The sequence below is a fragment of the Streptomyces sp. NPDC048600 genome (assembly GCF_055587025.1).
Genome location: NZ_JBVJGZ010000002.1, coordinates 292,490 through 317,921 on the forward strand (window position 1 = coordinate 292,490; position 25,432 = coordinate 317,921).

At 70.6% G+C, this 25,432-nt stretch carries 20 protein-coding genes; 8 read left to right on the top strand and 12 right to left on the bottom strand.

Annotated features, from left to right (window positions below):
* Nucleotides 1–181: 181 nt before the first annotated feature.
* A complete protein-coding gene (locus ACZ6SQ_RS03510) occupies nucleotides 182–487 on the top strand; it encodes a ferredoxin (protein WP_389325904.1) in 306 nt (101 codons plus the stop codon).
* Between the two features lie 58 nt (nucleotides 488–545).
* Here the strand turns inward: ACZ6SQ_RS03510 and ACZ6SQ_RS03515 are convergent, their stop codons facing one another.
* From ACZ6SQ_RS03515 to ACZ6SQ_RS03530, 4 genes are all read right to left on the bottom strand, one after another.
* Nucleotides 546–1,121: a hypothetical protein gene (locus ACZ6SQ_RS03515; RefSeq protein ID WP_469556301.1), complete on the bottom strand. Its 576-nt coding sequence runs from the start codon at nucleotides 1,119–1,121 to the stop codon at nucleotides 546–548.
* A gap of 213 nt (nucleotides 1,122–1,334) precedes the next feature.
* Complete coding sequence (locus ACZ6SQ_RS03520) at nucleotides 1,335–2,240, bottom strand: tRNA (adenine-N1)-methyltransferase (RefSeq protein ID WP_469556303.1); 906 nt, start codon at nucleotides 2,238–2,240, stop codon at nucleotides 1,335–1,337.
* A 61-nt stretch (nucleotides 2,241–2,301) separates the two neighbouring features.
* Complete coding sequence (locus ACZ6SQ_RS03525; protein WP_469556304.1) at nucleotides 2,302–3,966, bottom strand: site-2 protease family protein; 1,665 nt, start codon at nucleotides 3,964–3,966, stop codon at nucleotides 2,302–2,304.
* 203 nt (nucleotides 3,967–4,169) lie between these two features.
* Nucleotides 4,170–4,325, bottom strand: a complete 156-nt coding sequence (locus tag ACZ6SQ_RS03530; protein WP_469556307.1) for a hypothetical protein — start codon at nucleotides 4,323–4,325, stop codon at nucleotides 4,170–4,172.
* Between ACZ6SQ_RS03530 and ACZ6SQ_RS03535 the strand changes: the two genes are divergently transcribed.
* Nucleotides 4,324–5,130 carry a RecB family exonuclease gene (locus ACZ6SQ_RS03535; protein WP_469556310.1) on the top strand — a complete coding sequence of 269 codons (807 nt, stop codon included), beginning with the start codon at nucleotides 4,324–4,326 and terminating at the stop codon, nucleotides 5,128–5,130. The two genes, ACZ6SQ_RS03530 and ACZ6SQ_RS03535, sit on opposite strands and share 2 nt — an antisense overlap.
* A 14-nt stretch (nucleotides 5,131–5,144) precedes the next feature.
* Nucleotides 5,145–5,819: a response regulator transcription factor gene (locus ACZ6SQ_RS03540; protein ID WP_356689794.1), complete on the top strand. Its 675-nt coding sequence runs from the start codon at nucleotides 5,145–5,147 to the stop codon at nucleotides 5,817–5,819.
* 246 nt (nucleotides 5,820–6,065) lie between these two features.
* Here the strand turns inward: ACZ6SQ_RS03540 and ACZ6SQ_RS03545 are convergent, their stop codons facing one another.
* The 4 genes from ACZ6SQ_RS03545 to metH form a co-directional block, all read right to left on the bottom strand.
* Nucleotides 6,066–7,652 carry an ABC transporter substrate-binding protein gene (locus tag ACZ6SQ_RS03545; protein ID WP_469556314.1) on the bottom strand — a complete coding sequence of 529 codons (1,587 nt, stop codon included), beginning with the start codon at nucleotides 7,650–7,652 and terminating at the stop codon, nucleotides 6,066–6,068.
* 97 nt (nucleotides 7,653–7,749) lie between these two features.
* A complete protein-coding gene (locus ACZ6SQ_RS03550) occupies nucleotides 7,750–9,354 on the bottom strand; it encodes an ABC transporter substrate-binding protein (RefSeq protein ID WP_469556316.1) in 1,605 nt (534 codons plus the stop codon).
* A gap of 472 nt (nucleotides 9,355–9,826) precedes the next feature.
* Nucleotides 9,827–10,528 carry an HAD family hydrolase gene (locus tag ACZ6SQ_RS03555; protein WP_386377077.1) on the bottom strand — a complete coding sequence of 234 codons (702 nt, stop codon included), beginning with the start codon at nucleotides 10,526–10,528 and terminating at the stop codon, nucleotides 9,827–9,829.
* A gap of 324 nt (nucleotides 10,529–10,852) precedes the next feature.
* A complete protein-coding gene (metH, locus tag ACZ6SQ_RS03560) occupies nucleotides 10,853–14,368 on the bottom strand; it encodes a methionine synthase (protein WP_469556319.1) in 3,516 nt (1,171 codons plus the stop codon).
* 460 nt (nucleotides 14,369–14,828) lie between these two features.
* Between metH and ACZ6SQ_RS03565 the strand changes: the two genes are divergently transcribed.
* From ACZ6SQ_RS03565 to ACZ6SQ_RS03585, 5 genes are all read left to right on the top strand, one after another.
* Entirely contained in the window at nucleotides 14,829–15,593 is a 765-nt protein-coding gene (locus ACZ6SQ_RS03565; RefSeq protein WP_469556616.1) for an IclR family transcriptional regulator, read from the top strand.
* A 597-nt stretch (nucleotides 15,594–16,190) separates the two neighbouring features.
* Complete coding sequence (locus ACZ6SQ_RS03570) at nucleotides 16,191–16,985, top strand: MIP/aquaporin family protein (RefSeq protein WP_469556321.1); 795 nt, start codon at nucleotides 16,191–16,193, stop codon at nucleotides 16,983–16,985.
* A gap of 117 nt (nucleotides 16,986–17,102) precedes the next feature.
* Nucleotides 17,103–18,638, top strand: a complete 1,536-nt coding sequence (gene glpK, locus ACZ6SQ_RS03575) for a glycerol kinase GlpK (protein ID WP_469556325.1) — start codon at nucleotides 17,103–17,105, stop codon at nucleotides 18,636–18,638.
* An 8-nt stretch (nucleotides 18,639–18,646) separates the two neighbouring features.
* Nucleotides 18,647–20,263, top strand: a complete 1,617-nt coding sequence (locus tag ACZ6SQ_RS03580; protein ID WP_469556327.1) for a glycerol-3-phosphate dehydrogenase/oxidase — start codon at nucleotides 18,647–18,649, stop codon at nucleotides 20,261–20,263.
* Nucleotides 20,264–20,525: 262 nt separating this feature from the next.
* Complete coding sequence (locus tag ACZ6SQ_RS03585; protein ID WP_469556330.1) at nucleotides 20,526–21,497, top strand: PAC2 family protein; 972 nt, start codon at nucleotides 20,526–20,528, stop codon at nucleotides 21,495–21,497.
* 45 nt (nucleotides 21,498–21,542) lie between these two features.
* On the opposite strand, the gene ACZ6SQ_RS03590 is transcribed toward ACZ6SQ_RS03585, so the two are convergent.
* The 4 genes from ACZ6SQ_RS03590 to ACZ6SQ_RS03605 all read right to left on the bottom strand — a co-directional run bounded on the left by ACZ6SQ_RS03590 (nucleotide 21,543) and on the right by ACZ6SQ_RS03605 (nucleotide 25,414).
* A complete protein-coding gene (locus tag ACZ6SQ_RS03590; RefSeq protein ID WP_469556333.1) occupies nucleotides 21,543–22,502 on the bottom strand; it encodes a twin-arginine translocation signal domain-containing protein in 960 nt (319 codons plus the stop codon).
* 207 nt (nucleotides 22,503–22,709) lie between these two features.
* A complete protein-coding gene (gene mshC / locus ACZ6SQ_RS03595) occupies nucleotides 22,710–23,939 on the bottom strand; it encodes a cysteine--1-D-myo-inosityl 2-amino-2-deoxy-alpha-D-glucopyranoside ligase (protein WP_469556335.1) in 1,230 nt (409 codons plus the stop codon).
* Between the two features lie 93 nt (nucleotides 23,940–24,032).
* Nucleotides 24,033–24,860, bottom strand: a complete 828-nt coding sequence (locus ACZ6SQ_RS03600) for an SCO1664 family protein (RefSeq protein ID WP_469556338.1) — start codon at nucleotides 24,858–24,860, stop codon at nucleotides 24,033–24,035.
* Nucleotides 24,824–25,414 (bottom strand): DUF3090 domain-containing protein, encoded by a 591-nt coding sequence (locus ACZ6SQ_RS03605; protein WP_469556340.1) that lies wholly within the window; start codon nucleotides 25,412–25,414, stop codon nucleotides 24,824–24,826. The genes ACZ6SQ_RS03600 and ACZ6SQ_RS03605 overlap by 37 nt, the downstream gene beginning before the upstream one ends.
* Between the last annotated feature and the right edge of the window lie 18 nt (nucleotides 25,415–25,432).

The window sequence follows — 25,432 nt, forward strand, 5'->3', positions numbered from 1 at the left end:
ACCCCTAGATCACAAAGACTGTAGGGGTGTGTCCGATCTTCACCCTTGCGCTCTCCCTCACGCCAGGGGAATACCCACCGAACACGGTGGGGAAGCGGGCGGAGGTAGGGTCAAGGTGTTCAACACCCGTCAGGGCCTGGAAGGTTCCCGAAAGGTCCGGCGAAGGAAGATGGCAGGAGAGATGACCGTGCAGCAGGACGTCGTCGGCGCCGGTGAGGCGCTGGAGGTCTGGATCGATCAGGATCTGTGCACGGGCGACGGGATCTGTGTGCAGTACGCGCCTGAGGTGTTCGAGCTGGACATCGACGGTCTGGCGTATGTGAAGAGCCCTGGGGACGAGCTGTTGCAGGAGCAGGGTGCGACGACTCCGGTGCCGTTGCCGTTGCTGACGGACGTGGTGGACTCGGCGCGGGAGTGTCCGGGTGAGTGCATCCATGTCCGCCGGGTCGCGGACGGGGTCGAGGTGTACGGCCCGGACGCTCAGTGAGGGTTCCTGCGCGTTCTGTGGCGGGTGTCTGATTTCTCACACCGTCCGGTAACCGGTGTCACACGCTGCGTGCTTGGGCGGGTGTCGAGCGCTCGAACGCGCCGTTCTTCCACTGCCATTTCACGGTGTCGGTGACGTCGGGGCAGCAGGTGGGCACCTTGGGTGAGCTGTAGCCGAGCAGGTCGGCGTGTACGGCGCCCTGGTGGACGGCGAGTTTGGTGACCTTCTGGCGGTCCTTGGGGTCGACGAGGGTGGCGACCACGCGCGCGCGTGTGTCGTCGGCGCCCTGGGTGAGGACGTAGAGGGCGTCGGGCGGGGTGCTCATGCCGGCGTCGCAGTGCACGACGGCGACGGTCTCGGGCCGGCCGTCGCCGTCCAGGTCTCCGGCGGCTTTCCTGGCGATCACGAGTTTCACGGGACCACAGTCCAGGGGGAAGTCGACTCCGGTGGTGGCCGGGGGCGCGGCGGCCGGGGCGGTGCGGGGGTCGCTGCCGGGGGTCTGTGCGGCGGTCGCCGAGTCGGGCTGCACGACCGAGGAGAGCGCGACGACTCCGGCGAGTGCGGTCGCGGTGGCGAGCCAGTGGATGGGTCGGGTGTGCGTGTGTGCCAGTTCCGGGACGGCGGAGTGCTGCACTAGGAGTGTCTCCCGTGAGGGCTGTGCCGGTGGGGGGGTGGCCTGCATGGTGCCACACGTCACAGCGTGGGGGAACGGCGGGGGTGGGAGTTGTGCCGACGGGCCTGTGGGGCGCTGGGGCCGGGGTCAACGAGGAAGCGCCGTGGCGGAGTTCCGGCTGGGTAGCGGGAACTCCGTCACGGCGCTGTGGCGTTGGAGGGGTGGCGGGCCGGGTCAGCGGCCGCCGATGCCTCCGTCGGCGTTGGGGCCGGAGTAGTCCTCGCCGTAGGCGCCCTTGGCGGGGCGGCGGCGGCGCATGGGCGGCTCGACGCCGTCGGCGAGGCGGCGGGCGGTGAGGAGGAAGCCGGTGTGGCCGATCATGCGGTGGTCGGGGCGGACGGCGAGGCCCTCGATGTGCCAGTTGCGGATCATCGTCTCCCAGGCGGTCGGCTCGTTGAAGCAGCCGATCTCGCGGATGGACTCGACAGTCCGGGCGAGCTGGGTGGTGGTGGCGACGTAGCAGCAGAGGATGCCGCCGGGGACGAGGGCCTTGGAGACGGCTTCCAGGCATTCCCAGGGGGCGAGCATGTCGAGGATGACGCGGTCGACGTCGGTGTCGGTGAGGTTGTCCTGGAGGTCGCCGACGGTGAGCTGCCAGGCGGGGTGGGGGCCGCCGAAGTAGCGTTCCACGTTCTGCTGGGCGATGTCGGCGAAGTCCTGGCGGCGCTCGTAGGAGTGCAGCATGCCCTGGTCGCCGATGGCGCGCAGCAGGAAGCTGCTGAGCGAGCCGGAGCCGACGCCGGCCTCGACGACTCGGGCGCCGGTGAAGATGTCGGCGAAGGCGAGGATCTGCCCCGCGTCCTTCGGGTAGACGACGGCTGCCCCTCGGGGCATGGACAGGACGTAGTCGGGGAGCAGGGGGCGCAGCGCGAGGTAGGCGACGTTTCCGGTGGTGCGGACAACGCTGCCCTCGGGTGCGCCGATCAGTTCGTCGTGCGGGAAGCTTCCTTTGTGCGTGTGGAAGTTCTTCCCGGCTTCGAGCGTGAACGTGTAGTGGCGGCCCTTGGGGTCGGTCAGCTGTACCTGGTCCCCGACCTTGAAGGGCCCGCGCCTGCGGGCGGCACCGGTCGGTTCGGACATGTGACCAGCCTACCGGGGTTTGTGGGGGTGGCTGACCACGTGGCCGGGGTGGTGGGGGCGGTCAGGAGGGGCGGGCCATGGCTTTGACGAAGGCGCGCTCGACGTCGGCGGCGGACAGGACGCCGTAGATCTCGCCGGTGTCCTCGACGACGAGGTATTCGGTGGCGGGGGTGGCGCGCAGGGTGTCGAGGAGGTCTTCGCCGGCGAGTTCGGCGGAGACGCGCATGCCGTCGGTGAGGTCCTGGGCGAGGCCGCTGACGGCGACCCAGGGGCGGCGGTGTTCGGGGACTCCGACGATGGCGGCTTCGCGGACGAGGGAGACGGGGTGGCCGTCGGGGTCGACGACGACGAGGGCGCGGGCTCCGGCGGCGTTGGCGCGGCGGAGGGCTTCGGAGAGGGGGGTGTCGGACTGGACGGGGACGGCTCGTCTGGTGAGGGTGCGGGCGCGCAGTTCGGGGAGGTGCTCGCGCAGGCGGGCTACGCGCAGGCTGTTGCCGGCGCCGGTCCAGATGATCGCGGCGAGGATCGCGGCGAGCAGGGCGTCCATGACGGTGTCCATGCCGACGTTGTCGACGGCGTCGCTGCCGAGGAGGCCGGACTGGGTGAGCAGGGGGAGGCCGATGAGGACGGCGACGGCGAGGGCGCGGCCGACCCAGGCGGCGGCGACGGTGCCGCTCATGGGTTTGCCGGTGATCTTCCAGACGACGGCGCGGAGCATGCGGCCGCCGTCGAGGGGGAGGCCGGGCAGGAGGTTGAAGGCGGCGACGATGAGGTTGGAGATCATCAGGCCGGCCAGGAGGACGCCGGGGACGGTGCCGGGTTCGACGGTCTGCATGGCGGCGTAGAAGACGCCGGCGAGGGCGAGGGAGAGGAGGGGGCCGACGAAGGCGAGCCAGAACTCGCGACCGGGGGTCTCGGCTTCCTTCTCGATCTCGGAGACGCCGCCGAAGAACTGGAGCTGGATGCGGCGGACGGGGAGTTTGAAGCGGAGGGCGGCCACGGTGTGGGCGAGTTCGTGGATGAGGACGGAGGCGTAGAAGACGACGGCGAAGAAGAGAGAGACGAGGTAGCGGGCGCCGCCGAGTTCGGGCAGGACGCGGTCGAGCTGTCCGCCGAAGACCCAGGTGATCAGTGCGGCGACGAGGAACCAGCTGGGGGCGACGTAGACGGGGACGCCGAAGGGGCGGCCCATGAGGATGCCGCCTCCGGGTTCGCGCTGCCGCTTCGGGGGCTGGGCCTTGCCGAGGCCGGCCGGGGGTTCGGTGCTGTGCGCGTGTGCGGGGGCGCCGGGTTCGGTGTGGGCCAGGGTGCGGTGGGTGTGGGGGGCGGGCTCGGGGGCCGTGTCGGGGCGGGGGGCCGGCTTCTCGAGGTCGGGCTTGGGGTCGTGCCGGGTGGCCGGGGTCTCGGGCTCGGGCCTCGCGCTCGCGGCTGCGGGGGTCTCCGGCCGGGGCTCGGGCTCGGTCGTCGGTTCGGGGGCCTCGGGACGCGGGGCGGGTTCCTGGCCGGCCGGTTCCTGGCGGGGCCTCTGTGACGTCGGCTCCGTCGGCTCCGGCGGCTCCGTCGTCTCGCCGTCGGGGGCGTTCGTGGCAGGCGGGGGCGCGGGCTCCGTCGGCTCGGGGTCGACGGGGTCCGTGGGGGTGGAAGGCGGGGTCGTGTGGTTCGGCTGGTGCTCGGCCGTCTCGGTGTCGTCCGGCCGCGGCCGGCCGCTCCCGCCGCTCTCGTCCACGCTGTCCCCTCGTTCGAAGCGTCTTCCGCGCCTGCCGGGCGGAAGGGTCTGGGGTCGATGGTATGCGGCTCGCCCGGGACGTTCCGCCCCGGCACCCCCAGTCGCCCTCCCCCGTCACAGCCGGCCCGCGGGGCCTTCACAACCGGCGCACTCGGCCGCCCGCTCCCGGGGCTGGGTGACTGTCAGTGGCGGGCCGTAAAGTTCTACGGCATGGAGAGCAGCAGCGAGAGTGCGGAACAGGCCGGGTCGACGGTGGGCGGCGGGGAGCCGGTGGCCGGCCCCATGCCGGTTGCCTCGGTTCCGGCTGCCTCGGTGTCGGCGCCCGCTTCCCTGTCTCCTTCACGGGCGAGCGATTTCATGCAGTGTCCGCTGCTGTACCGGTTCCGGGTGATCGACCGGCTGCCGGAGAAGCCGAGCGAGGCGGCGACCAGGGGGACGCTGGTGCATGCCGTGCTGGAGCGGCTGTTCGACGCGCCTGCGGCGGAGCGGACGGCGCCGCGCGCCAAGTCGCTGATCCCGGGGCAGTGGGACCGGCTGCGGGAGTCGCGGCCGGAGGTGGTGGAGCTGTTCTCCGACGATCCGGAGGGCGAACGGCTCGCGCGGTGGCTGGGCGAGGCCGAGCAGCTGGTGGAGCGGTGGTTCACGCTGGAGGATCCGACGCGGCTGGAGCCGGCGGAGCGGGAGCTGTTCGTCGAGGCGGAGCTGGAGTCGGGGCTCAGGCTGCGCGGGATCATCGACCGGGTCGACGTGGCGCCCACGGGTGACGTGCGGATCGTCGACTACAAGACGGGCAAGGCGCCGCGGCCGGAGTACGCGGAGGGCGCGCTGTTCCAGATGAAGTTCTACGCGCTGGTGGTGTGGCGGCTGAAGAACGTGGTGCCGCGGCGGTTGCAGCTGGTGTATCTCGGCAGCGGTGACGTGCTGACGTACGACCCGGTGCTCGCGGATCTGGAGCGGGTGGAGCGCAAGCTGCTGGCGCTGTGGGAGGCGATCCGGCTGGCGACGGAGTCGGGGGACTGGCGGCCGCGGCCGACGAAGTTGTGCGGCTGGTGCGATCACCAGGCGCGTTGTCCGGAGTTCGGGGGTACTCCCCCGCCGTATCCGCTGCCGGTGAGGGCGGCCGAGTCGGCCGTGGTGGAGCAGGGCAGAATGGGGCCGGACTAGCGAAGGAGACTTACGTGGCCATCCGCGTCCTACTGGTCGACGACCAGCCTCTGCTGCGTACGGGCTTCCGGATGATCCTGGAGGCGGAGCAGGACATCGCGGTCGTCGGCGAGGCCGGAGACGGGCTCCAAGCCCTCGATCAGGTGCGGGCCCTTCAGCCCGATGTGGTTCTGATGGACATCCGCATGCCGCGGATGGACGGTGTGGAGGCGACCCGGCAGATCACCGGGCCGGGGCGGGACGGCCCGGCGAAGGTGCTGGTGCTGACGACCTTCGATCTCGACGAGTACGTGGTGGAGGCGCTGCGGGCGGGGGCCAGTGGGTTCCTGCTGAAGGACGCCCCGGCGAATGAGCTGGTGCAGGCGATCCGGGTGGTGGCCGCGGGCGAGGCGATGCTGGCGCCGAGCATCACGCGGCGGCTGCTGGACAAGTACGCCACGCATCTGCCGTCCGGTGACGAGCCGGTGCCGGACACGCTGCACACGCTGACCGAGCGTGAGGTGGAGGTGCTGAAGCTGGTGGCGCGGGGGCTGTCGAACGCGGAGATCGCGGCGGATCTGTTCGTCAGCGAGACGACGGTGAAGACGCATGTCGGGCATGTGCTGACCAAGCTGGGGCTGCGTGACCGGGTGCAGGCGGCGGTGTACGCGTACGAGAGCGGGCTGGTGCGGCCTGGTGCCCAGCAGTGACGGTGCCTCCGGCGGTTTGGCAGCTGTTCTGTGAGGGGCGTTCTGTGAGGGGGCCGGTGCGGGTTGTGTTCGGCTTGTCGCGCGGTTCCCCGCGCCCCTGGGGCGTTGCAGTTCGGCGGCCCTGAGTGGTGCAGCCCCACGCCCCTAGGACGTTGCAGGTCGGCGGCGCTCGGGCGTTGCAGTCACGTTGCCCTGGAAACGCGAAGGGCGCCCCTCTTGTGTGAGAGGGGCGCCCTTCGAGGTTTTTCAGGACTTGGACTTGTTGAGTTCCCAGAAGCGGAAGACCGTGGAGGCGTCGAGGCAGTACTCGAGGCCGTAGACACCGTCGGCGACGACGGCGTACTGCTTGGCCTGCCAGACGGGCAGCAGGGGGATCTCGTCGGCGACGATCCGCTGGAGCTCGTCGAAGTCGTTCTCGGTGGCGGCGCGGTTGCTCTCGCCGGAGGTGCGCGGGATGAGCGTGCCGGTGATGGTCTTGTTGGTGTAGTTGTTGTCGAGGACGTTGCCCTCACCGAAGAACAGCGAGGTGAAGTTGTCGGCGTCGGGGTAGTCGGGCACCCAGCCCTTGACGTAGACGCCGTACTTGCCCGCGGCTATGTCCTTCTCGTACTGCTCGAAGTCGACGGACTTGACCTCGGCGTCGAACAGGCCGCTGCTGTTGAGCTGTTCGGCGATCGCCTTGAACTCCTGGTCCGTGGCGGGGCCGTAGCGCGACGGGGTGGACCACAGGGTCAGCTTGACCTTGTCGGTGATGCCGCCCTCGCGCAGTACCGCCTCGGCGCGGTCGCGGGAGGGGCGGGCGCCGTAGGTGTCGAAGAAGGCGGTGTTGTGGCCGTCGATGCCCGCGGGGATGATCGAGTAGAGCGGGGTGGCGGTGCCCTCGTAGACGTCGCTGATGAGGGCGTCGCGGTCGATGAGCAGGGCGATGGCCTTGCGGACGGGGAGCTGTCCGGCGACCGGGTCGTCCATGTTGAAGACCAGGTGCTGGACCTCGGCGCTGCTGCCCTCGACGACCTCGATGCCGGTGCCGTCGGAGGAGGCTTCGATGTCGGCGATGTCGCCGGCGCTGAGGCCTCGGTAGGCGATGTCGATCTCGCCCTTCTGGAGGGCGGCCTTGAGGGCCTTCTGGTCGCTGTGGAAGAACTTGAGGGTGATGCCGGAGTTCTGGACGTCGGCGGTGCCCTTGTAGTTCTCGTTGACGGTGAAGACGGCTTCGTCGTCGCCGTAGGACTCGAGCTTGTAGGGGCCGGAGCCGCTGGCCTTGCCGTCCTCGCGGAGTTTGCCGTCGTCGTACTCGCGGTGGTTGACGACGGAGCCGGCGCCGGAGGCGATCTTGCTGGGGAAGGTGGCGTCGGGGGCCTTGAGGTGGAAGACGACGGTCTTGTCGTCCGGGGTCTCGATGGTGTCGAGGCCGGGGAACATGACCGCGGGGCCGGCGTCGTCGTTGATCTTCAGCAGGCGGTCGAAGGAGAACTTGACGTCCTCGGAGGTGAGGCTGTCGCCGTTGCTGAACTTCAGGCCGTCCTTGAGGGTGCACTTGTAGACGGTGGCCTGGTTGTCGGAGAAGTCGCAGGTGTCCGCGAGTTCCGGCTCGGGCGTGGTGCCGCCGTTGGGGAAGCTGAGCAGGGACTGGAAGACGTTGTTGAACAGCAGCCACGAGCCGGGGTCGTAGCCGGAGGCCGGGTCGGTGGCGACGACGTCGTCGGACATCCCCATGACCACGGTGGAGCCGGAGTCGCCGGAGTCACCGGAGTCCGAGCCGCAGCCGGTCAGCAGGCCGGAGGCCAGACCCGCCACGATGGGCAGGACCGGCCAGTGGTTGCGCATGTTCACGTGCTTGTGCCTTGTCGTCGTTCGCGGATTGTTCCGGACCGGCGTCCCGGTCCGGATCCCCGGGGCCGCCGTCCCGGCCCCGGGGTTCGCGAGTGCGTCAGCCGCTCATACCGCGGCTGAGCTCCCACAGCTGAAGGGTCGAGGAGGAGTTGAGTACGTACGCGGTGCCGGAGATGTCGTCGCTGGTGGCGAGGTACTGCTTGCCCTGCCACAGCGGCAGCACGGGGACGTCCTCGGCGACGATGTCCTGGATCTCGGTCAGGCTCGTCGCGGCGGAGCCCCGGTCGGCCTCGCGGCGGCTCTCCGGGATGAGGGTCTTGCGGATGATGCTGTTGGTGTAGGGGGACTTGAGGAAGTTGTCGGCGTCGAGGAACGGCGCGATGTAGTTGTCGGCGTCGGGGAAGTCGGGGAACCAGCCCATGCCGTAGACGTCGTAGGAGCCCTTGCGCTGGGCGGGGACGAAGCTGTCCCAAGGGGTCCCCTTGATGGAGACGTCGAACAGGCCGCTGTCGTTCAGCTGCTTGCTCAGGACTTCGAACTCCCGCTTGGTGGCGGCGCCGTAGTGGTCGGTGGTGTAGTGCATGGTCAGCTTCACCGGGGTGCTGACGTCGGCGTCGGCGAGGAGGTTCTCCGCCTTGCTGACGCTGGGGTCTCCGTACTTGTTGAAGAACGAGTTGGAGTGGCCGGTGATGGTGGCCGGGACGAGCGAGTAGAGGGGCTCGGCCTGGACGCCGTAGACCTTGGAGACCAGTTCGCTGCGGTTGATGACCTGGGCCATGGCCTGGCGCACGGCCTTGTCGCGGACGCTGGGGGCGTCGGTGTTGAAGGCGAGGTAGCGGATCTCCAGGCCGGGCATGTCGAACAGCTCGGTGTTCTCGCCCGGGTCGACGCTGAGCTGCTGGATCTGCTCGGGGGTCATGCTGCGGGTCATGACGTCGATGTCACCGCCCTTCAGTGCGCCGTCCATGGCGGAGGCGTCCTTGAAGGAGTTCATCTCGATCTTGTCGTTGTTCAGGGTGAGAGCGCCCTTGTAGTGGGCGTTCTTGCTGAACACGGCCTTGACCATCTCGCCGTTCTCGACCTCGGCCTTGAGCGTGTAGGGGCCGGAGCCGTTCACGTCGAAGCCGTCGCGGAGCTTGCCCTTGTCGTAGTCGGCGGGGTTGACGATGCCGGCGACGGGGGTGGACAGCTTGTACGGGAAGGTGGCGTCGGCGCTGTTGAGGTGGAAGATCACCTCGCGGTCGCCCTGGGTCTCGACGGTGTCGATCGCGGAGAGGAGGGCGAAGACACCGGAGTCGGCCTTGATGGACCGGGCCCGGTCGATGGAGTACTTGACGTCCTTGGCGGTGACGGGGCTGCCGTCGGCGAAGCTGAGGTCCTCGCGGAGCGTGCAGACGTAGCGCTCGTTGCCGGTGTCGGTGAAGGAGCAGCTCTCGGCGGCCTCCGGGACGGGCTCGCCCTCGCCGCGGGGCTGGATCATCAGGGTCTGCACGGTCTGGCGCAGGATGTTCCAGCTGCCGACGTCGTAGGCGTAGGCGGGGTCCAGGGGGGCGGGGGCGTCGTCGGTCGCGATGAACCGGTCGGTGGTGCCGACGGCGATCGAGCCGCCGCCGTCACCCGCACCGTCGGTCCCGCCGCAGGCGGCGAGGACCGGCGCGAGCAGGCCGATGACGGCCGGCAGCACCAAAGTCTTGCGGTTCATGCTGGTGGTACTCCACTGCTGTAGTTCCGTGCTGCGCGCGAGCAAGGGGTGGTGTCGCGGGGATCACGGGAAAAGGGGGTGATGTTCTCGCGACGAGATTAATGCGCGCCCGCGCGGGGGTTCGCGGTCGCCGGAGAGGGCTGTCCATCACGCTGCGAAACCGGGAGTGGACACACCGAAAACCCGACAGTGGAAGGTTTCACACAAGGCCTCCCCAATCCGGACACAAGGGCCCGTCACTGGGGCGGAAATCGGGGCGGACGGCACACGACAAACACACTGTCGAGGGGCTCCGGGGTGGCGAACCTCACATCGACAACGGCGTTCACATCAGCTGGATTTCGGCCATCCGGCCGGAGTCGACCCCCAGGTGGGAGCGGGTTTGCGGGGTCCGGCGAATTCGCCTTTGCGACCGTTCGCGACGGGGTGCGACCGGGTGTGTGCGGCGGGTCGCGGGGCCCTGCCCGGGCGGTCAGGCCGCCGGGGTGAGCAGTCCGCGCAGGAAGGCCAGGTCGACCTCTTCGAGAGAGCCGACGACCGTGCGGCGGGCGGCCGGGGCGATGGGGGCCACGGAGGGTACGGCCACGACATGGCAGCCGGCCGCCTCGGCGGCGGCGACGCCGGTCGCGGTGTCCTCGACGACGGCGCATCTGGCCGGGTCCGCACCGAGGCCGGCGGCGGCGAACAGATACGGCTCGGGGTGCGGCTTGGTCCGCGGGACCTCGTCCCCGGCGATGCTGAGGTGGAAGTGCTGGGGGCCGAGCGAGGCCAGCACCCGGTCGATGATGCGCCGGTGGGAGGCGGACACCAGGGCGGTGGGGATCTCGTGCGCGGCGAGCTCGGCGAGCAGCCGGGCGGCGCCGGGCATCAGCGGCAGGGCGCGGGAGATGCGGTCCTCGAAGCCCTCGTTGAGCCGGACGCTCAGCTCGGCGAGGGTGATGTCCGCGCCGGTCGCCTCGATGAGGAACCCGGCGCTGCGGGTCATCGGTCCGCCGACCACGACATGGCGCCAGGAGTCGTCGAGGGTGTGGCCGAGGCCGGCGAACACCTCGACCTCGACGTCCCACCAGAACCCCTCGGTGTCCACCAGGGTGCCGTCCATGTCGAGGAGCACGGCCTGGAGGGCAGAGCCTTCCGCCGTGCGGGTGCCGAGTGCGGGGACCGTGGTGGTCATCCGGCGTACCTCCTTGAGGGAGCAGCAGGCCGGTTCCCCTGCGGGAACCGGCCTGCTCGGACCGACCAGTGTACGTCTCGTATGCGGCGAGTGCCTCGTTTAATCGGCGTGTGTGGAGGGCACTCCGCCGGTACGCCTGGGGGCGCTGTGGCGCGCCTCCGGCCGCCCTGTGGGGCGGCCGGAGGCGGGTGCCGGGACGGGCTCACCGGCCGGAGGCAGGCGCCGGGACGGCCTCACCGGCCGGCGGCGGGCGCCGGGACGGCCTCACCGGCCGGAGGCGGGCGCCGGACAGGCTCAGCAGCCGGAGGCAGGCCCCGGACGGCCTCAGCGGGCGTTGAAGTACTTCGCCTCCGGGTGGTGGATGACGATCGCATCGGTGGACTGCTCGGGGTGCAGCTGGAACTCCTCGGACAGCTGGACGCCGATGCGCTCGGGCTGGAGCAGGTCGGCGATCTTGGCGCGGTCCTCCAGGTCGGGGCAGGCGCCGTAGCCGAGGGAGAAGCGGGCGCCCCGGTACTTCAGCTCGAACATGCCCTCGATCTCGGTCGGGTCCTCCCCCGCGAAGCCGAGCTCCGAGCGCACGCGGGCGTGCCAGTACTCGGCGAGCGCCTCGGCGAGCTGGACGGACAGGCCGTGCAGTTCGAGGTAGTCGCGGTAGGAGTTGGACTCGAAGAGCCTGGCGGTCTCCTCGCCGATGCGGGAGCCGACGGTGACCACCTGGAGGCCGACGACGTCCGTCTCGCCGGACTCCTCCGGGCGGAAGAAGTCGGCCAGACACAGCCGGCGGCCGCGGCGCTGGCGGGGGAACGTGAAGCGGGTGCGCTCGTTGCCCTGCTCGTCCAGGATGATCAGGTCGTCGTCCTTTGAGACGCACGGGAAGTAGCCGTGGACGACGGCCGCCTCCAGCAGGTTCTCGGTCTGGAGCCGGTCCAGGAGGCCGCGCAGCCGCGGGCGGCCCTCGGTCTCGACGAGCTCCTCGTAGGTGGGTCCCTCGCCGGTGCGGGCCTGCTTCAGGCCCCACTGGCCCTTGAACAGGGCGCCCTCGTCGAGCCAGGAGGCGTACTCCTTGAGCTGGATGCCCTTGACGACGCGAGTGCCCCAGAAGGGCGGGGTGGGGACGGGGTTGTCGACGGCGACGTCGGAGCGGACGTGGCCCTCCTCGGGGCGCTCCTCGACGGCCGCGGCGGCGGTGGCGCGGACCCGGCGCTGCTTGAGCTCGGGCAGCTTGGCGCCCGGCAGGCCGCGCTTGACGCCGATGAGGGCGTCCATCAGGCGCAGGCCCTCGAAGGCGTCGCGGGCGTAGCGGACCTCGCCCTCGTAGATCTCGTGCAGGTCCTGCTCGACGTAGGCCCGGGTGAGGGCGGCGCCGCCGAGGATGACGGGGTAGTCGGCGGCGAGGCCGCGGGCGTTGAGCTCCTCCAGGTTCTCCTTCATGATCACGGTGGACTTGACCAGGAGGCCGCTCATGCCGATGACGTCGGCGCGGTGTTCCTCGGCGGCGTCCAGGATCGCGGAGACCGGCTGCTTGATGCCCAGGTTGACGACGTTGTAGCCGTTGTTGGACAGGATGATGTCGACGAGGTTCTTGCCGATGTCGTGGACGTCGCCGCGGACGGTGGCGAGGACGATGGTGCCCTTGCCGGCCTCGTCGGTCTTCTCCATGTGCGGTTCGAGGTGGGCGACGGCGGTCTTCATGACCTCGGCGGACTGCAGGACGAAGGGCAGCTGCATCTGGCCGGAGCCGAAGAGTTCGCCGACGACCTTCATGCCGTCCAGGAGGGTCTCGTTGACGATGTCGAGCGCCGGGCGGGTCTGCAGGGCCGTGTCGAGGTCGGCTTCCAGGCCGTTCTTCTCGCCGTCGATGATGCGCCGCTTGAGGCGCTCCTCGAGCGGGAGCGCGGCGAGTTCCTCGGCCTTGCCGGCCTTGAGGGACTTGGCGGTGGCGCCATCGAAGAGGGCCATCAGCTTCTGGAGCGGGTCGTAGCCCTCGCTGCGGCGGTCGTGGATCAGGTCGAGGGCGGTGCGGACCTCTTCCTCGCTGAAGCGGGCGATCGGCAGGATCTTGGAGGCGTGGACGATCGCGGAGTCCAGGCCCGCCTTGACGCACTCGTCGAGGAAGACGGAGTTCAGCAGGATGCGGGCGGCCGGGTTGAGGCCGAAGGAGATGTTGGACAGGCCGAGGGTGGTCTGCACGTCGGGGTGGCGGCGCTTGAGCTCGCGGATCGCGTCGATGGTGGCGATGCCGTCGCGGCGGGACTCCTCCTGACCGGTGCAGATCGTGAAGGTCAGGGTGTCGATGAGGATGTCTTCCTCGCGGATGCCCCAGTTCCCGGTGAGGTCGTCGATGAGCCGTTCGGCGATCTCGACCTTCTTCTCGGGGGTGCGGGCCTGGCCCTCCTCGTCGATGGTGAGGGCGATCAGCGCGGCGCCGTGCTCCCGCGCCAGCGCGGTGACCTTGGCGAAGCGGGACTCGGGGCCGTCGCCGTCCTCGTAGTTCACCGAGTTGATCACGGCGCGGCCGCCGAGCTTCTGCAGGCCGGCCTCGATGACGTCGACCTCGGTGGAGTCGAGCACGATGGGCAGGGTGGAGGCGGTGGCGAAGCGGCCGGCGAGTTCCTCCATGTCGGCGACGCCGTCGCGGCCCACGTAGTCGACACACAGGTCGAGCATGTGCGCGCCTTCGCGGATCTGTTCGCGGGCCATCTCGACACAGTCGTCCCAGCGGGCCTCCAGCATGGCCTCGCGGAACTTCTTGGAGCCGTTGGCGTTGGTGCGCTCGCCGATGGCCAGGTAGGAGGTGTCCTGGCGGAAGGGCACGGTCTGGTAGAGGGAGGCGGCGCCGGCCTCGGGGCGGGGGCTGCGCTCGGCGGGGGTGAGGTCGCGGACGCGTTCGACGACCTGGCGCAGGTGCTCGGGGGTGGTGCCGCAGCAGCCGCCGATCAGGGAGAGGCCGTAGTCGCGGACGAAGTTCTCCTGCGCGTCGGCGAGCTCGGGCGCGGTGAGCGGGTAGTGGGCGCCGTCGGAGGTGAGCACGGGCAGGCCGGCGTTGGGCATGCAGGACAGCGGGATGCGGGCGTTGCGGGCGAGATAGCGCAGGTGCTCGCTCATCTCGGCGGGGCCGGTGGCGCAGTTCAGGCCGATCATGTCGATGCCGAGCGGCTCCAGGGCCGTCAGGGCGGCGCCGATCTCGGAGCCGAGCAGCATGGTGCCGGTGGTCTCGACGGTGACGGAGACGATCAGCGGCACGTCGTAGCCGGCGGTGGCCATGGCGCGGCGGGCGGCGACGACGGAGGCCTTGGTCTGCAGGAGGTCCTGCGTGGTCTCGACGAGCAGGGCGTCCGCGCCGCCGGCGAGGAGTCCCTCGGCGTTCTTCTGGTAGGCGTCGCGGATCGCGGTGAAGGTGGTGTGGCCGAGCGTGGGCAGCTTGGTGCCGGGGCCGATGGAGCCGAGGACCCAGCGCTGCTGTCCGGTGCGCGCGGTGAAGTCGTCGGCGGTCTCGCGGGCGATGCGCGCTCCGGCCTCGGAGAGTTCCTCGATGCGGTCGGCGATGTCGTACTCGCCCAGCGCGCTGAGGTTGGCGCCGAAGGTGTTGGTCTCGACGCAGTCGACGCCGGCCCCGAAGTACGCCTCGTGGACGGAGCGCACGATGTCGGGGCGGGTGACGTTGAGGACCTCGTTGCAGCCCTCGAGGTTCTGGAAGTCCTCCAGGGTCGGGTCCTGGGCCTGGAGCATCGTGCCCATGGCTCCGTCGGCGACCACCACACGGGTGGCGAGTGCCTGGCGGAGCGCGGACGCGCGGGTCCGGCTGTCGGCGGAAGGGGTCGGCGGCACAGAGGCCATGAAGGGCTCCCTCGGGTGCGACGGCTGTCGGCTTTGCGCCCCTTGTGGTGAAGCCCATGGGGAGCTTCCCGAGGAAGGCGCACGCCGCCAGGGTAGCCGGGACCGGACGGGCGTGGTCAGGGGCGTCCACCACCCGGACGAGTGGGCGCGCGCCGGGGTTCGCTCCGGTTGATGCGGACCCCGCAGGTGACGGGCGGGGTGGGTGTGGCTCACCATGTGGCGACCGAGCGGAGCCCGAACCGCGCGCCATGCGGCATCCGAGTGGCGCGCGAGTGGCATACGAGCGGCGAGCGAGTTGCTGCCGAACATTAGCGGTGGGTTGGCATCGACCGGTAGTGTTCGACATTGCCGAACGATGGACAGTGTCGAGCGGCGAGGACGCCGGACCACGACGGTGGCGCCGGTGAACGACCGGGAGCGTGACCGCTCGGCGGTCGAAGGGGACGGAGGCAGGACGGCGATGGCACGGAACATCCAGTCGCTCGAGCGGGCTGCGGCGATGCTGCGTCTGCTCGCGGGCGGCGAGCGACGGCTGGGCCTGTCGGACATCGCCTCCTCGCTGGGCCTCGCCAAGGGGACCGCGCACGGCATCCTGCGCACCCTCCAGCTGGAGGGCTTCGTGGAGCAGGACGAGGCGTCGGGCCGCTATCAGCTGGGCGCGGAACTGCTGCGCCTGGGCACGACCTATCTGGATGTGCACGAGTTGCGGGCGCGGGCGCTGGTGTGGACGGACGACCTGGCCCGTTCCAGCGGCGAGAGCGTCTATCTGGGGGTCCTGCACCAGCAGGGCGTGCTGATCGTGCACCACGTCTTCCGTCCGGACGACAGCCGTCAAGTGCTGGAGATCGGGGCCATGCAGCCGCTGCACTCCACGGCTCTGGGCAAGGTGCTGTCGGCGTACGACCCGGTGGCCCACAGCGAGGCGATCGAGGCGGACCGCAAGGCCTTCACGGACCGCACGGTGTGCGAGCTGGACGCCTTCGAGCAGATCCTCGACATCTCACGCGCGCGTGGCTACGCGGCGGACGTGGAGGAGACCTGGGAGGGCGTGGCGTCCGTGGCCGCGCCCATCCACGACCGGCGGCGGATGCCGGTGGGCGCGGTGGGCATCACGGGCGCGGTGGAGCGCCTGGCGCGCGACGGTGAGCTGCGCCCCGAGCTGATCGCGGCGGTACGGGACTGTGCCCGCGCGGTGTCGCGGGACCTGGGCGCGGGCCGCTTCTGAGCCGCGCGCCCGCGGTGCGCCCGGGCGGGGCGGCGCGGGCCGCCCTGCCCTGCCCGGCCGGTGCGCCGGCCGGCGTCGGTCGCCACTGAGCGGCGCGGCCTGCCCTTGAGCGAGGTGCCGAACGCCGTGGGCGGCTCTTGAGCAGCGCGCGGACGCGCGGCCCCACCCGTGGCCGCCCGAGCCGCACACAGGGCCGGTCACGGCCCCCGCCGCGGCCCCTGCGGCCCCCTCCGGAACACCCTTTGCGACAACCCCTGCCACCGGTACCCCGATACGGGATACCGGCCTTCGGCCTACCCTGAAATCCGGCTCAAATCAGGCATTGAGCCCGAACCTACCCAGACACCAACACAAGATCGATAAGTCCAGTCGATCAATAACGATCGAGTTTTCGATAACGGAACCCTTGACGCAGGTGTGGCGCCGGACAAGACTCCCGTCCATCGGTCGGCATTGTCGAACACCTACCGGCAATACGCGCTAAGGTGTGACAACGCCAAGGGACCGGCACTGCACAGCTCTCACCCCCGAGGGCGCAGCAACTCCCGAAGGGACTCGGGGTGCTGCTTCCCTGGACGAAGGACAAAGGAGTCGCGGGTGTCCAGCTCCGACATCTTCATCGGCGAGACCATCGGTACCGCCATACTCATCCTGCTCGGCGGTGGCGTGTGCGCCGCCGTGACGCTGAAGGCCTCCAAGGCCCGTAACGCCGGCTGGCTGGCCATCACCTTCGGGTGGGGCTTCGCCGTCCTGACGGCGGTCTACACCTCGGCGCCGCTCTCCGGAGCGCACCTCAACCCGGCGGTCACGCTCGCACTCGCGATCAAGGACAACGTCTGGGACAACGTCGCCCTCTACATCGGCGGCCAGCTCCTCGGCGCCATGATCGGCGCCACCCTGGTCTGGGTCGCCTACTACGGCCAGTTCCAGGCGCACCTGACCGACAAGGAGATCGTCGGCGGTCCGGGTGCTCAGGCCACGGCCACCAAGGCCGTCGAGGCCCAGGAGAAGGGCGCGGGCCCGGTCCTGGGCGTGTTCTCCACCGGTCCCGAGATCCGGAACGTGGTGCAGAACCTCGCCACCGAGATCATCGGCACGGTCGTGCTGGTGCTCGCCATCCTCACGCAGGGCCTGAACGACAACGGCAACGGCCTCGGCGTCCTCGGCGCTCTGATCGTCGCCCTGGTGGTCGTCGGTATCGGTCTGTCGCTGGGCGGCCCGACCGGCTACGCCATCAACCCGGCCCGTGACCTCGGTCCGCGCATCGTGCACGCCCTGCTTCCCCTGCCCAACAAGGGCGGCTCGGACTGGGGCTACGCCTGGATCCCCGTCGTCGGTCCGCTGATCGGCGCGGCGATCGCCGCAGGCATCTACAACGTCGCCTTCGCCTAAAAGGGCCGCTGCAAGAGCCAGGCTTCTTCGACAAGCACATTCGAGAACAAGCACTTCGAGCTCGACAGCACGCGCCGTACGTACAGCCCCGTATCCAAGGACTCCCAGGAGTACACAGTGACCGACGCACACGCCGGCCCCTTCATCGCCGCCATCGACCAGGGCACGACCTCCAGCCGCTGCATCGTCTTCGACCGGGACGGCCGTATCGTCTCCGTCGACCAGAAGGAGCACGAGCAGATCTTCCCGAAGCCGGGCTGGGTCGAGCACGACGCCAACGAGATCTGGACGAACGTCCAGGAGGTCGTCGCCGGAGCCGTCGAGAAGGCCGGCATCACCCGCGACGACATCAAGGCCATCGGTATCACCAACCAGCGCGAGACCACCGTGCTGTGGGACAAGAACACCGGTGAGCCCGTCCACAACGCCATCGTCTGGCAGGACACCCGCACCGACGCACTCTGCAAGGATCTGGGCCGCAACGTCGGCCAGGACCGCTTCCGCCGCGAGACCGGTCTGCCGCTGGCCTCCTACTTCGCCGGTCCGAAGGCCCGCTGGCTGCTGGACAACGTCGAGGGCCTGCGCGAGCGCGCCGAGGCCGGAGACATCCTCTTCGGCACCATGGACACCTGGGTCATCTGGAACCTGACCGGTGGTGTCGACGGCGGCAAGCACTACACCGACGTCACCAACGCCTCCCGCACCATGCTGATGAACCTGCACACGCTGGAGTGGGACGAGAAGATCGCCGAGTCGATCGGCGTGCCGCTGGCGATGCTGCCGGAGATCCGCTCCTCCGCCGAGATCTACGGCGAGATCACCGGCGGCAAGCTGGGCGACCTGCTCGGCGGCATCCCGGTCGCCTCCGCGCTGGGCGACCAGCAGGCGGCCCTGTTCGGCCAGACCTGTTTCGCCGAGGGCGAGGCCAAGTCCACGTACGGCACCGGCACGTTCATGCTGATGAACACCGGCGAGAAGATCATCAACTCCTACTCCGGCCTGCTGACCACCGTCGGCTACCGGATCGGCGACCAGGCTCCGGTCTACGCCCTGGAGGGCTCGATCGCCGTCACCGGTTCGCTGGTGCAGTGGATGCGCGACCAGATGGGCCTGATCTCCACGGCCGCCGAGATCGAGACGCTCGCGCTCTCGGTGGAGGACAACGGCGGCGCGTACTTCGTGCCGGCCTTCTCCGGCCTGTTCGCCCCGCACTGGCGCTCCGACGCCCGCGGTGTCATCGCCGGTCTGACCCGGTACGTCACCAAGGCGCACCTGGCGCGTGCCGTCCTGGAGGCCACCGCCTGGCAGACCCGTGAGATCACCGACGCCATGACGAAGGACTCCGGCGTCGAACTTGCCGCCCTCAAGGTCGACGGCGGCATGACCTCCAACAACCTGCTGATGCAGACGCTCTCGGACTTCCTGGACGCACCCGTGGTGCGCCCCATGGTCGCCGAGACCACCTGCCTCGGCGCCGCCTACGCCGCCGGTCTCGCCGTCGGCTTCTGGACCAGCACCGACGACCTGCGCGCCAACTGGCGCCGGGCCGCCGAGTGGACCCCCCGCATGGACGCGGATTCCCGCGACCGTGAGTACAAGACCTGGCTCAAGGCCGTCGAGCGGACCATGGGCTGGATCGAGGACGAGGAGTAAGAAACCCCATGACCACGCAGTCCACCCTGCAGTCCGTGCCTGCCCTGGGAACGCGCCCGGCCTCCGGCTCCCGCCCGAGCCGCGCCGAGACCCGGGAGCAACTCTCCAAGGCGTCGTACGACCTTCTCGTCATCGGCGGCGGCATCCTGGGCATCTCCACCGCCTGGCACGCCGCGCAGTCCGGCCTCAGGGTGGCTCTGGTCGACGCCGGCGACTTCGCCGGCGCCACCTCCTCCGCCTCCTCCAAGCTTCTCCACGGCGGTCTGCGCTACCTGCAGACCGGCGCGGTGAAGCTGGTGGCGGAGAACCACTTCGAGCGCCGTGCGGTCTCCCGTCAGGTGGCCCCTCACCTGGCGAACCCGCTCACGTTCTACCTCCCCGTGTACAAGGGCGGGCCGCACGGCGCCGCGAAGCTCGGGGCGGGCGTCTTCGCCTACTCCGCGCTCTCCGCGTTCGGTGACGGCGTCGGCCACCTCCTGTCCCCCGCGAAGGCGGCGCAGGACGTGCCGGAGCTGCGTACCGAGAACCTCAAGGCCGTCGCGGTGTACGGCGACGACCAGATGAACGACTCGCGCATGGCGCTGATGACGGTCCGCGCGGCCGTCGACGCGGGCGCGGTCGTGCTCAACCACGCCGAGGTCACCGGCCTGCGCTTCACCAAGGGCCGGGTGACCGGCGCGGAGCTCAGGGACCGGCTGTCCGGCGACGAGTTCGGTGTCGGCGCGCGGCTGGTGCTGAACGCGACCGGCCCGTGGGTCGATCACCTGCGTCGCATGGAGGACCCGAATGCCGCGCCGTCGATCCGACTGTCGAAGGGCGCGCATCTGGTCCTGAAGCGCACCGCGCCGTGGAAGGCCGCGCTGGCCACGCCGATCGACAAGTACCGCATCACCTTCGCCCTTCCCTGGGAGGACATGCTGCTGCTCGGCACGACCGACGAGGAGTACGAGGGCGACCCGGGCGAGGTCGCGGTCAACGACAAGGACATAGCCCAGATCCTGGACGAGGCCGCGTTCTCCATCCGCGACCAGCAGCTCGACCGCGATCTGATCACCTACTCCTTCGCGGGTCTCCGGGTGCTTCCTGGCGGTCCCGGTGACACCGCGAAGGCCAAGCGCGAGACGGTGGTGACCGAGGGCCGGGGCGGGATGCTGTCCATCGCGGGCGGCAAGTGGACGACGTTCCGTCACATCGGCCGTACGGTCATGCAGAAGCTGGAGTCGCTGCCGGGCCGTCCGCTGGGCGAGGACTTCGAGCCGATCTCCTCGCTGCCGAAGAAGCTGCCGCTGCCGGGTGTCGCCAACCCGCGGGCGGTGGCCCACCGGCTGCTGACGGACCGTCCGGCGCCGGGCCCGCGGATGGGGGCGGACACCGCCCGTCATCTGGCCACGCACTACGGTTCGCTGGCCTTCGACATCGCCCGTATCGCGAACGAGAATCCCGAGCTGGCCGCGCGTGTCCACCCGGACGCGCCGGAGATCTGGGCGCAGGTCGTCTGGGCTCGTGACCACGAGTGGGCCGAGACCGCGGACGACGTGCTGCGTCGCCGCACCACGCTGACCATCCGTGGCCTGGCCACGGACGAGGTGCGTGGCGGGGTCCAGGACCTGCTCGACAAGAAGTAGGGCCGGACGAAGAGGGTCCGACGGCTGGACGGTCCTACGCAAGGAAGGAGGCGGCTCCCCGCACGGAGCCGCCTCCTCGCCGTTTGCGGCGGTGTGCGCGGGGTGGGGCGCGATGGGGATCCTGTGATCGTTCCGGGGTGTCCGGGAGTGGTGATCGGGGCAGTGATCCGTTCACTCCCCCGTGCAAGGGGGCTGCGGGCGCCCCTGCCGAACGCCGTAAGGTTGGGACGTCAAGCGAGGGCACGTCGGAAGGAGGCGCTGGGTGATCGAGCTGGAGGGAGTTCCCGAGCTGATCGACCCAGTCATGGTGGCAGCGTTCGAGGGCTGGAACGACGCCGGCGACGCGGCCTCCACCGCGGTCGCGCATCTGGAACGGGAGTGGAAGGGCGAGGTGTTCGCGGCGCTGGACGCCGAGGACTACTACGACTTCCAGGTGAACCGCCCCACGGTGTTCATGGACGCCGGTGTGCGCAAGATCACTTGGCCGACGACAAGGTTGTCGGTCGTGCGGGTCGGCGGTGACAAACCGCGTGACCTGGTGCTGGTGCGCGGTATCGAACCGTCCATGCGGTGGCGCTCGTTCTGCAACGAACTGCTCGGCTTCGCGCACGAACTCGGCGTGGAGCTGGTGGTGATCCTGGGCGCCCTGCTGGGCGACACCCCGCACACCCGTCCCGTCCCGATCAGCGGCACCACGTCCGACCCGGACCTGGCCCGCCGGATGGATCTCGAGGAGACCAAGTACGAGGGCCCGACGGGCATCGTGGGTGTGCTCCAGGAGGCGTGCACGCACGCGGGGGTGCCCGCGGTGTCGCTGTGGGCGGCGGTGCCGCACTACGTGTCGCAGCCGCCGAACCCGAAGGCGACGCTGGCGCTGCTGAACCGTCTGGAGGACCTGATCGACGTGCGTATCCCGCTGGGCGAGCTGCCCGAGGACGCGCGCGCCTGGCAGACGGGGGTGGACCAGCTGGCCGCCGAGGACAGCGAGGTCGCCGAGTACGTGCAGACGCTGGAGGAGGCGCGGGACACCGCGGATCTGCCGGAGGCGTCGGGCGAGGCGATCGCCCGGGAGTTCGAGCGGTATCTGCGGCGCCGGGACGGCGGTGGCTCGCCGGGCGGTCACGCCACGGACGGTGAGGGCTCGCCCTACCGCCGGGACAGCTCCGGTGAGCGGACCCGGCCGCCGAAGCCACCGAAGCCCGGTGCGGACGACGGGGACACGGCGGAGGAGTGACATCCAGCAGGGGGCGGTGCGCTGAGCACCGCCCCCTCGTGCGTGTCAGTCGGGCACGGCGATCACGTCGTACGTCGTCCCGGGCGTCGGCGGGGTCGTGAAGCGGGCGTTGGGCAGATAGAGGCGGCCCCCGTGCGCGGCCACGGTGGACGGCACGTCGAAGCGGGGGTCGGTGATGCGGCGCCGGAAGACGCCGCTGCCGCCGTCGGGGGCGAGGGTGAACACGTCGATGGCGTTCTGCCGGTTCTGCACGACGTAGAGGGTGCGGCCGATGCGCAGCAGGCCGTCGCCGTTGGTGAGGGGGGCCGCGTTCCCGAGGTCCACCAGCCGGGTGACGCCGGTGCGTGGGTCGACGCGGTGCAGGACGCCCACCCCGGCCTGTACGACCAGCAGTGCGGAACCGTCCGGGGTGCTGGTGATGCCGTTGGCGTTGACGACCTCGCCGGGTGTCTGGCGCCAGTCGCCGCCCAGGGGGAGCCGGACGACGTCGTCCGCGTCCGGCAGCGCGCCCGCCGGGCCGAGCGGCAGGACGTACAGGGTGGGCTGGTAGGAGTCGCTGAACCAGGCGGCGCGCCGGGTGAGGTACACGTCGTTGACGAAGCTCGGTGTCCGGTCGGCCAGTGCGTAGGTCGCGATGGTCTCGCCGGTGCGTGTGGCGACGACCCGGGCGCCCTGGCCGCGGCCGCAGACGAAGAGCCGGCCCCTGCCGTCGATCTTCAGGCCGACCGCCGACGTGCCGGGGCCGGGCGCGATGATCCCGCCCCGGCCGGTGCGCAGGTCGGCCCTGTAGATGGAGCCGTCGCCGAGGGAGCCGAGGTAGGCGTGGCGGCCGGCGATGGTGATGCCTTCGGGGCGGAATCCGTCGGGCAGGGGGACGACGGTCGGCCAGGGGGCCGCGTGGGCGGGGGTGCCGACGACGGCGGCTCCCGCCGCGGCGGCGCCGGCGGTGAGGAGTCCGCGGCGGGTGAGGTGACGTTGTGCGAAGGAACCGTGCGTGAGGGCCACGGGTCGTCCTTCCGCGAGAGGGACCGGCAGTTGTCCGGTCCGACGGTCAACTACCCGCCCACTCCATCACAGCGGCCGCCGGGCCGCCGCCCCCGACAGCGTTCCGACAGCATTCGGGGGAAGGGGAGGGGAGCAGGGGAAAAGATGAGGGGCGCTTCCCCCGGACGGGAGGAAGCGCCCCTATTCTCGTTCTCGGTACCGGGGTGCCTACAGGGCCACGCCCAGCAGGGCGTCCACCGCGCGGGAGACGACGCCGGGCGCACCGATGTCGGTGCCGCCGCGCTCCTCCTGGAGGGCGACCCAGCGGTCGACGGCGGCGAGCGCGGCCGGGGCGTCGAGGTCGTTCGCGAGGGCCTCGCGGATCTCCTCGACGAGGGCGTCGGCGGCCGGGCCGTCGGGCCGGGAGACGGCGGCGCGCCAGCGGCCGAGGCGGTCGACGGCGTCCTGGAGGACCTGGTCGGTCCACTCCCAGTCGGCGCGGTAGTGGTGGGCGAGGAGGCTGAGCCGGATGGCGGCCGGGTCGACGCCCTCGCGGCGCAGGGCCGAGACGAAGACGAGGTTGCCCTTGGACTTGGACATCTTCTCGCCGTGCAGGGCGACCATGCCGGCGTGGACGTAGGCCTTGGCCATGGGGAACTCGCCGGTGAGCACCTGGGCGTGGGAGGCGCCCATCTCGTGGTGCGGGAAGGCGAGGTCGGAGCCGCCGCCCTGGACGTCGAAGCCCATGCCGAGGTGGTCGAGGGCGATGGCGACGCACTCGATGTGCCAGCCGGGGCGGCCGCGGCCGAGAGAGGCGCCGTCCCAGCTGGGCTCGCCCTCGCGGGCGGTCATCCACAGCATCGGGTCGAGCGGGTTCTTCTTTCCGGGACGGTCGGGGTCGCCGCCGCGCTCTGCGGACAGCAGCCGCATGGCGGCGGCGTCGAGGTTCGAGACCTGCCCGAAGTGGGGGTCGGCCTCGACGGAGAAGTAGAAGTCGCCGTCGAGCTCGTAGGTGGCGCCCATGTCACGCAGGCGTTCGACCAGCGGGACGATGCCGGGTATGGCCTCGACCGCGCCTATGTAGTGCCGCGGCGGCAGCATCCGCAGGGCGGTCATGTCCTCGCGGAAGAGGGCCGTCTCCTTCTCGGCGAGGGCGACCCAGTCGACGTCGTCGCGCAGGGCCCGCTCCAGGAGCGGGTCGTCGACGTCGGTGACGTTCTGGACGTAGTGAACCTGCCGCTTGGTGTCCAGCCAGACCCGCTGGACGAGGTCGAACGCGTTGTAGGTCGCCGCGTGCCCCATGTGGGTGGCGTCGTACGGCGTGATGCCGCAGACGTAGATGCGGGCGACGGGACCGGGCTCCAGGGTGACGAGCTCACCGGTCGCGGTGTCGTGGATCCTCAGGTCGCGGCCCTGACCAGGCAGGGCGGGGACCTCGGAAGCGGGCCAGGCATGCATGCCTTGAGACTAACCGGACTGGAGTTCCGGATACGAACCGGATGACGCCAGGTTGGCCGAGAAGGCGGTCTTGTCCCGGGCCGCGCCGTGTGCTCACACCGGCGGCCACGGTATGGCCGGCCACTCCCCCGTGGGCTCGGGGTGCCTTCCGGAGGCCAGGAGGGCGTCGACCCGTGCGCGGGTGGCGTCGATCTCGGCGGGGGTGATCAACGGGGTGAGGCGCAGGGTGAGGGGTCCGTCGGGCGTGAGGGCCTTCTCGAGCCCTTTCAGGACGGTGACGGCCTCCTCGGTGAGGGGTTCGCCGGCCCAGCCCCACAGCAGGGTGCGCAGCTTGTTCTCGGCGTGGAAGGAGACGCCGTGGTCGATGCCGTAGAGGTGGCCGTCGCCGGTGGGGAGGAGGTGGCCGCCCTTGCGGTCGGCGTTGTTGATCACGGCGTCGAGGACGGCGAGGCGGCGCAGCCGTTCGTCGTCGGCGTGCACGAGCAGGGCGGTGCGGTCCTCGCCGACGTCGGCGAGGCCGATGGCCTTCCAGCCGGGTCCCGGTTCCTCGCCGTCGACCAGGGCGAGCAGTTCGGGGGCCGTGCCGCCTTCGGGTGCCTCGATCCAGAGCTGGACCATGCCCCGGCCGTAGGGGCCGTCGCGCAGGACGGTGGGCGGGACCAGGTGCCAGCCGGTGGCCTCGGAGACCTCGTAGGCGGCGAGCTCGCGCTGGGCCAGGGTGCCGTCGGGGAAGTCCCACAGGGGGCGTTCCCCGGCGACGGGTTTGTAGACGCAGGCGGCTTCCCCGCCGTCGTGGGTGACGGTGCAGTACAGGGCCGCGTTGGAGGCCTCGCGCAGGCGTCCGCGCACGGTCAGCTCGCCCTCGGCGAGCAGGTCCGCCGGTGTCATGCTCCGCGGCGGTATCCGTTCTGGCGCGGACATACGTGTCCTTCCGGGTCGAGCGGCAGGCTGCACAGCGGGCAGGGCGGCCGGCCGGCGTTGACGACGTCGAGGGCGCGCTTGGCGAAGGCTCGGGCCTGTGTTCCGGTGAGGCGTACCCGGAGCATCGGGGGGCCGTTCTCCTCGTCCTGGAGGAGTCTCTCCTCGGCCTCGGCGAGGTCCTCGTCGGTGTCGGCCTCGAGCTCGACGAGGGCCTGCGCCTCGACGATCATGCGCTGTTCCTCGCCGTCCCAGGCGAGGGCCATGGTGCCGACGCGGAACTCCTCCTCGATGGGGGTGTCCAGCGGCCCGGTGTCGGAGATCTCGGTGGGGGCCATGGCGGGGACGGAGGCGCTGCCCCCGCTGCGGCGTACGACCTCGTCGAGCAGTTCGTCCATGCGTTCGGCGAGCGCGGCGACCTGGGTCTTCTCCAGGGCCACGCTGGTCACCCGGGAGCCGGCGGTGGCCTGGAGGAAGAACGTACGGCGCCCTGGCAGTCCGACCGTGCCGGCCACGAAGCGGTCCGGGGGGTCGTAGAGGAACACCTGACGGGACACGTCCAGCTCCAAGGATCG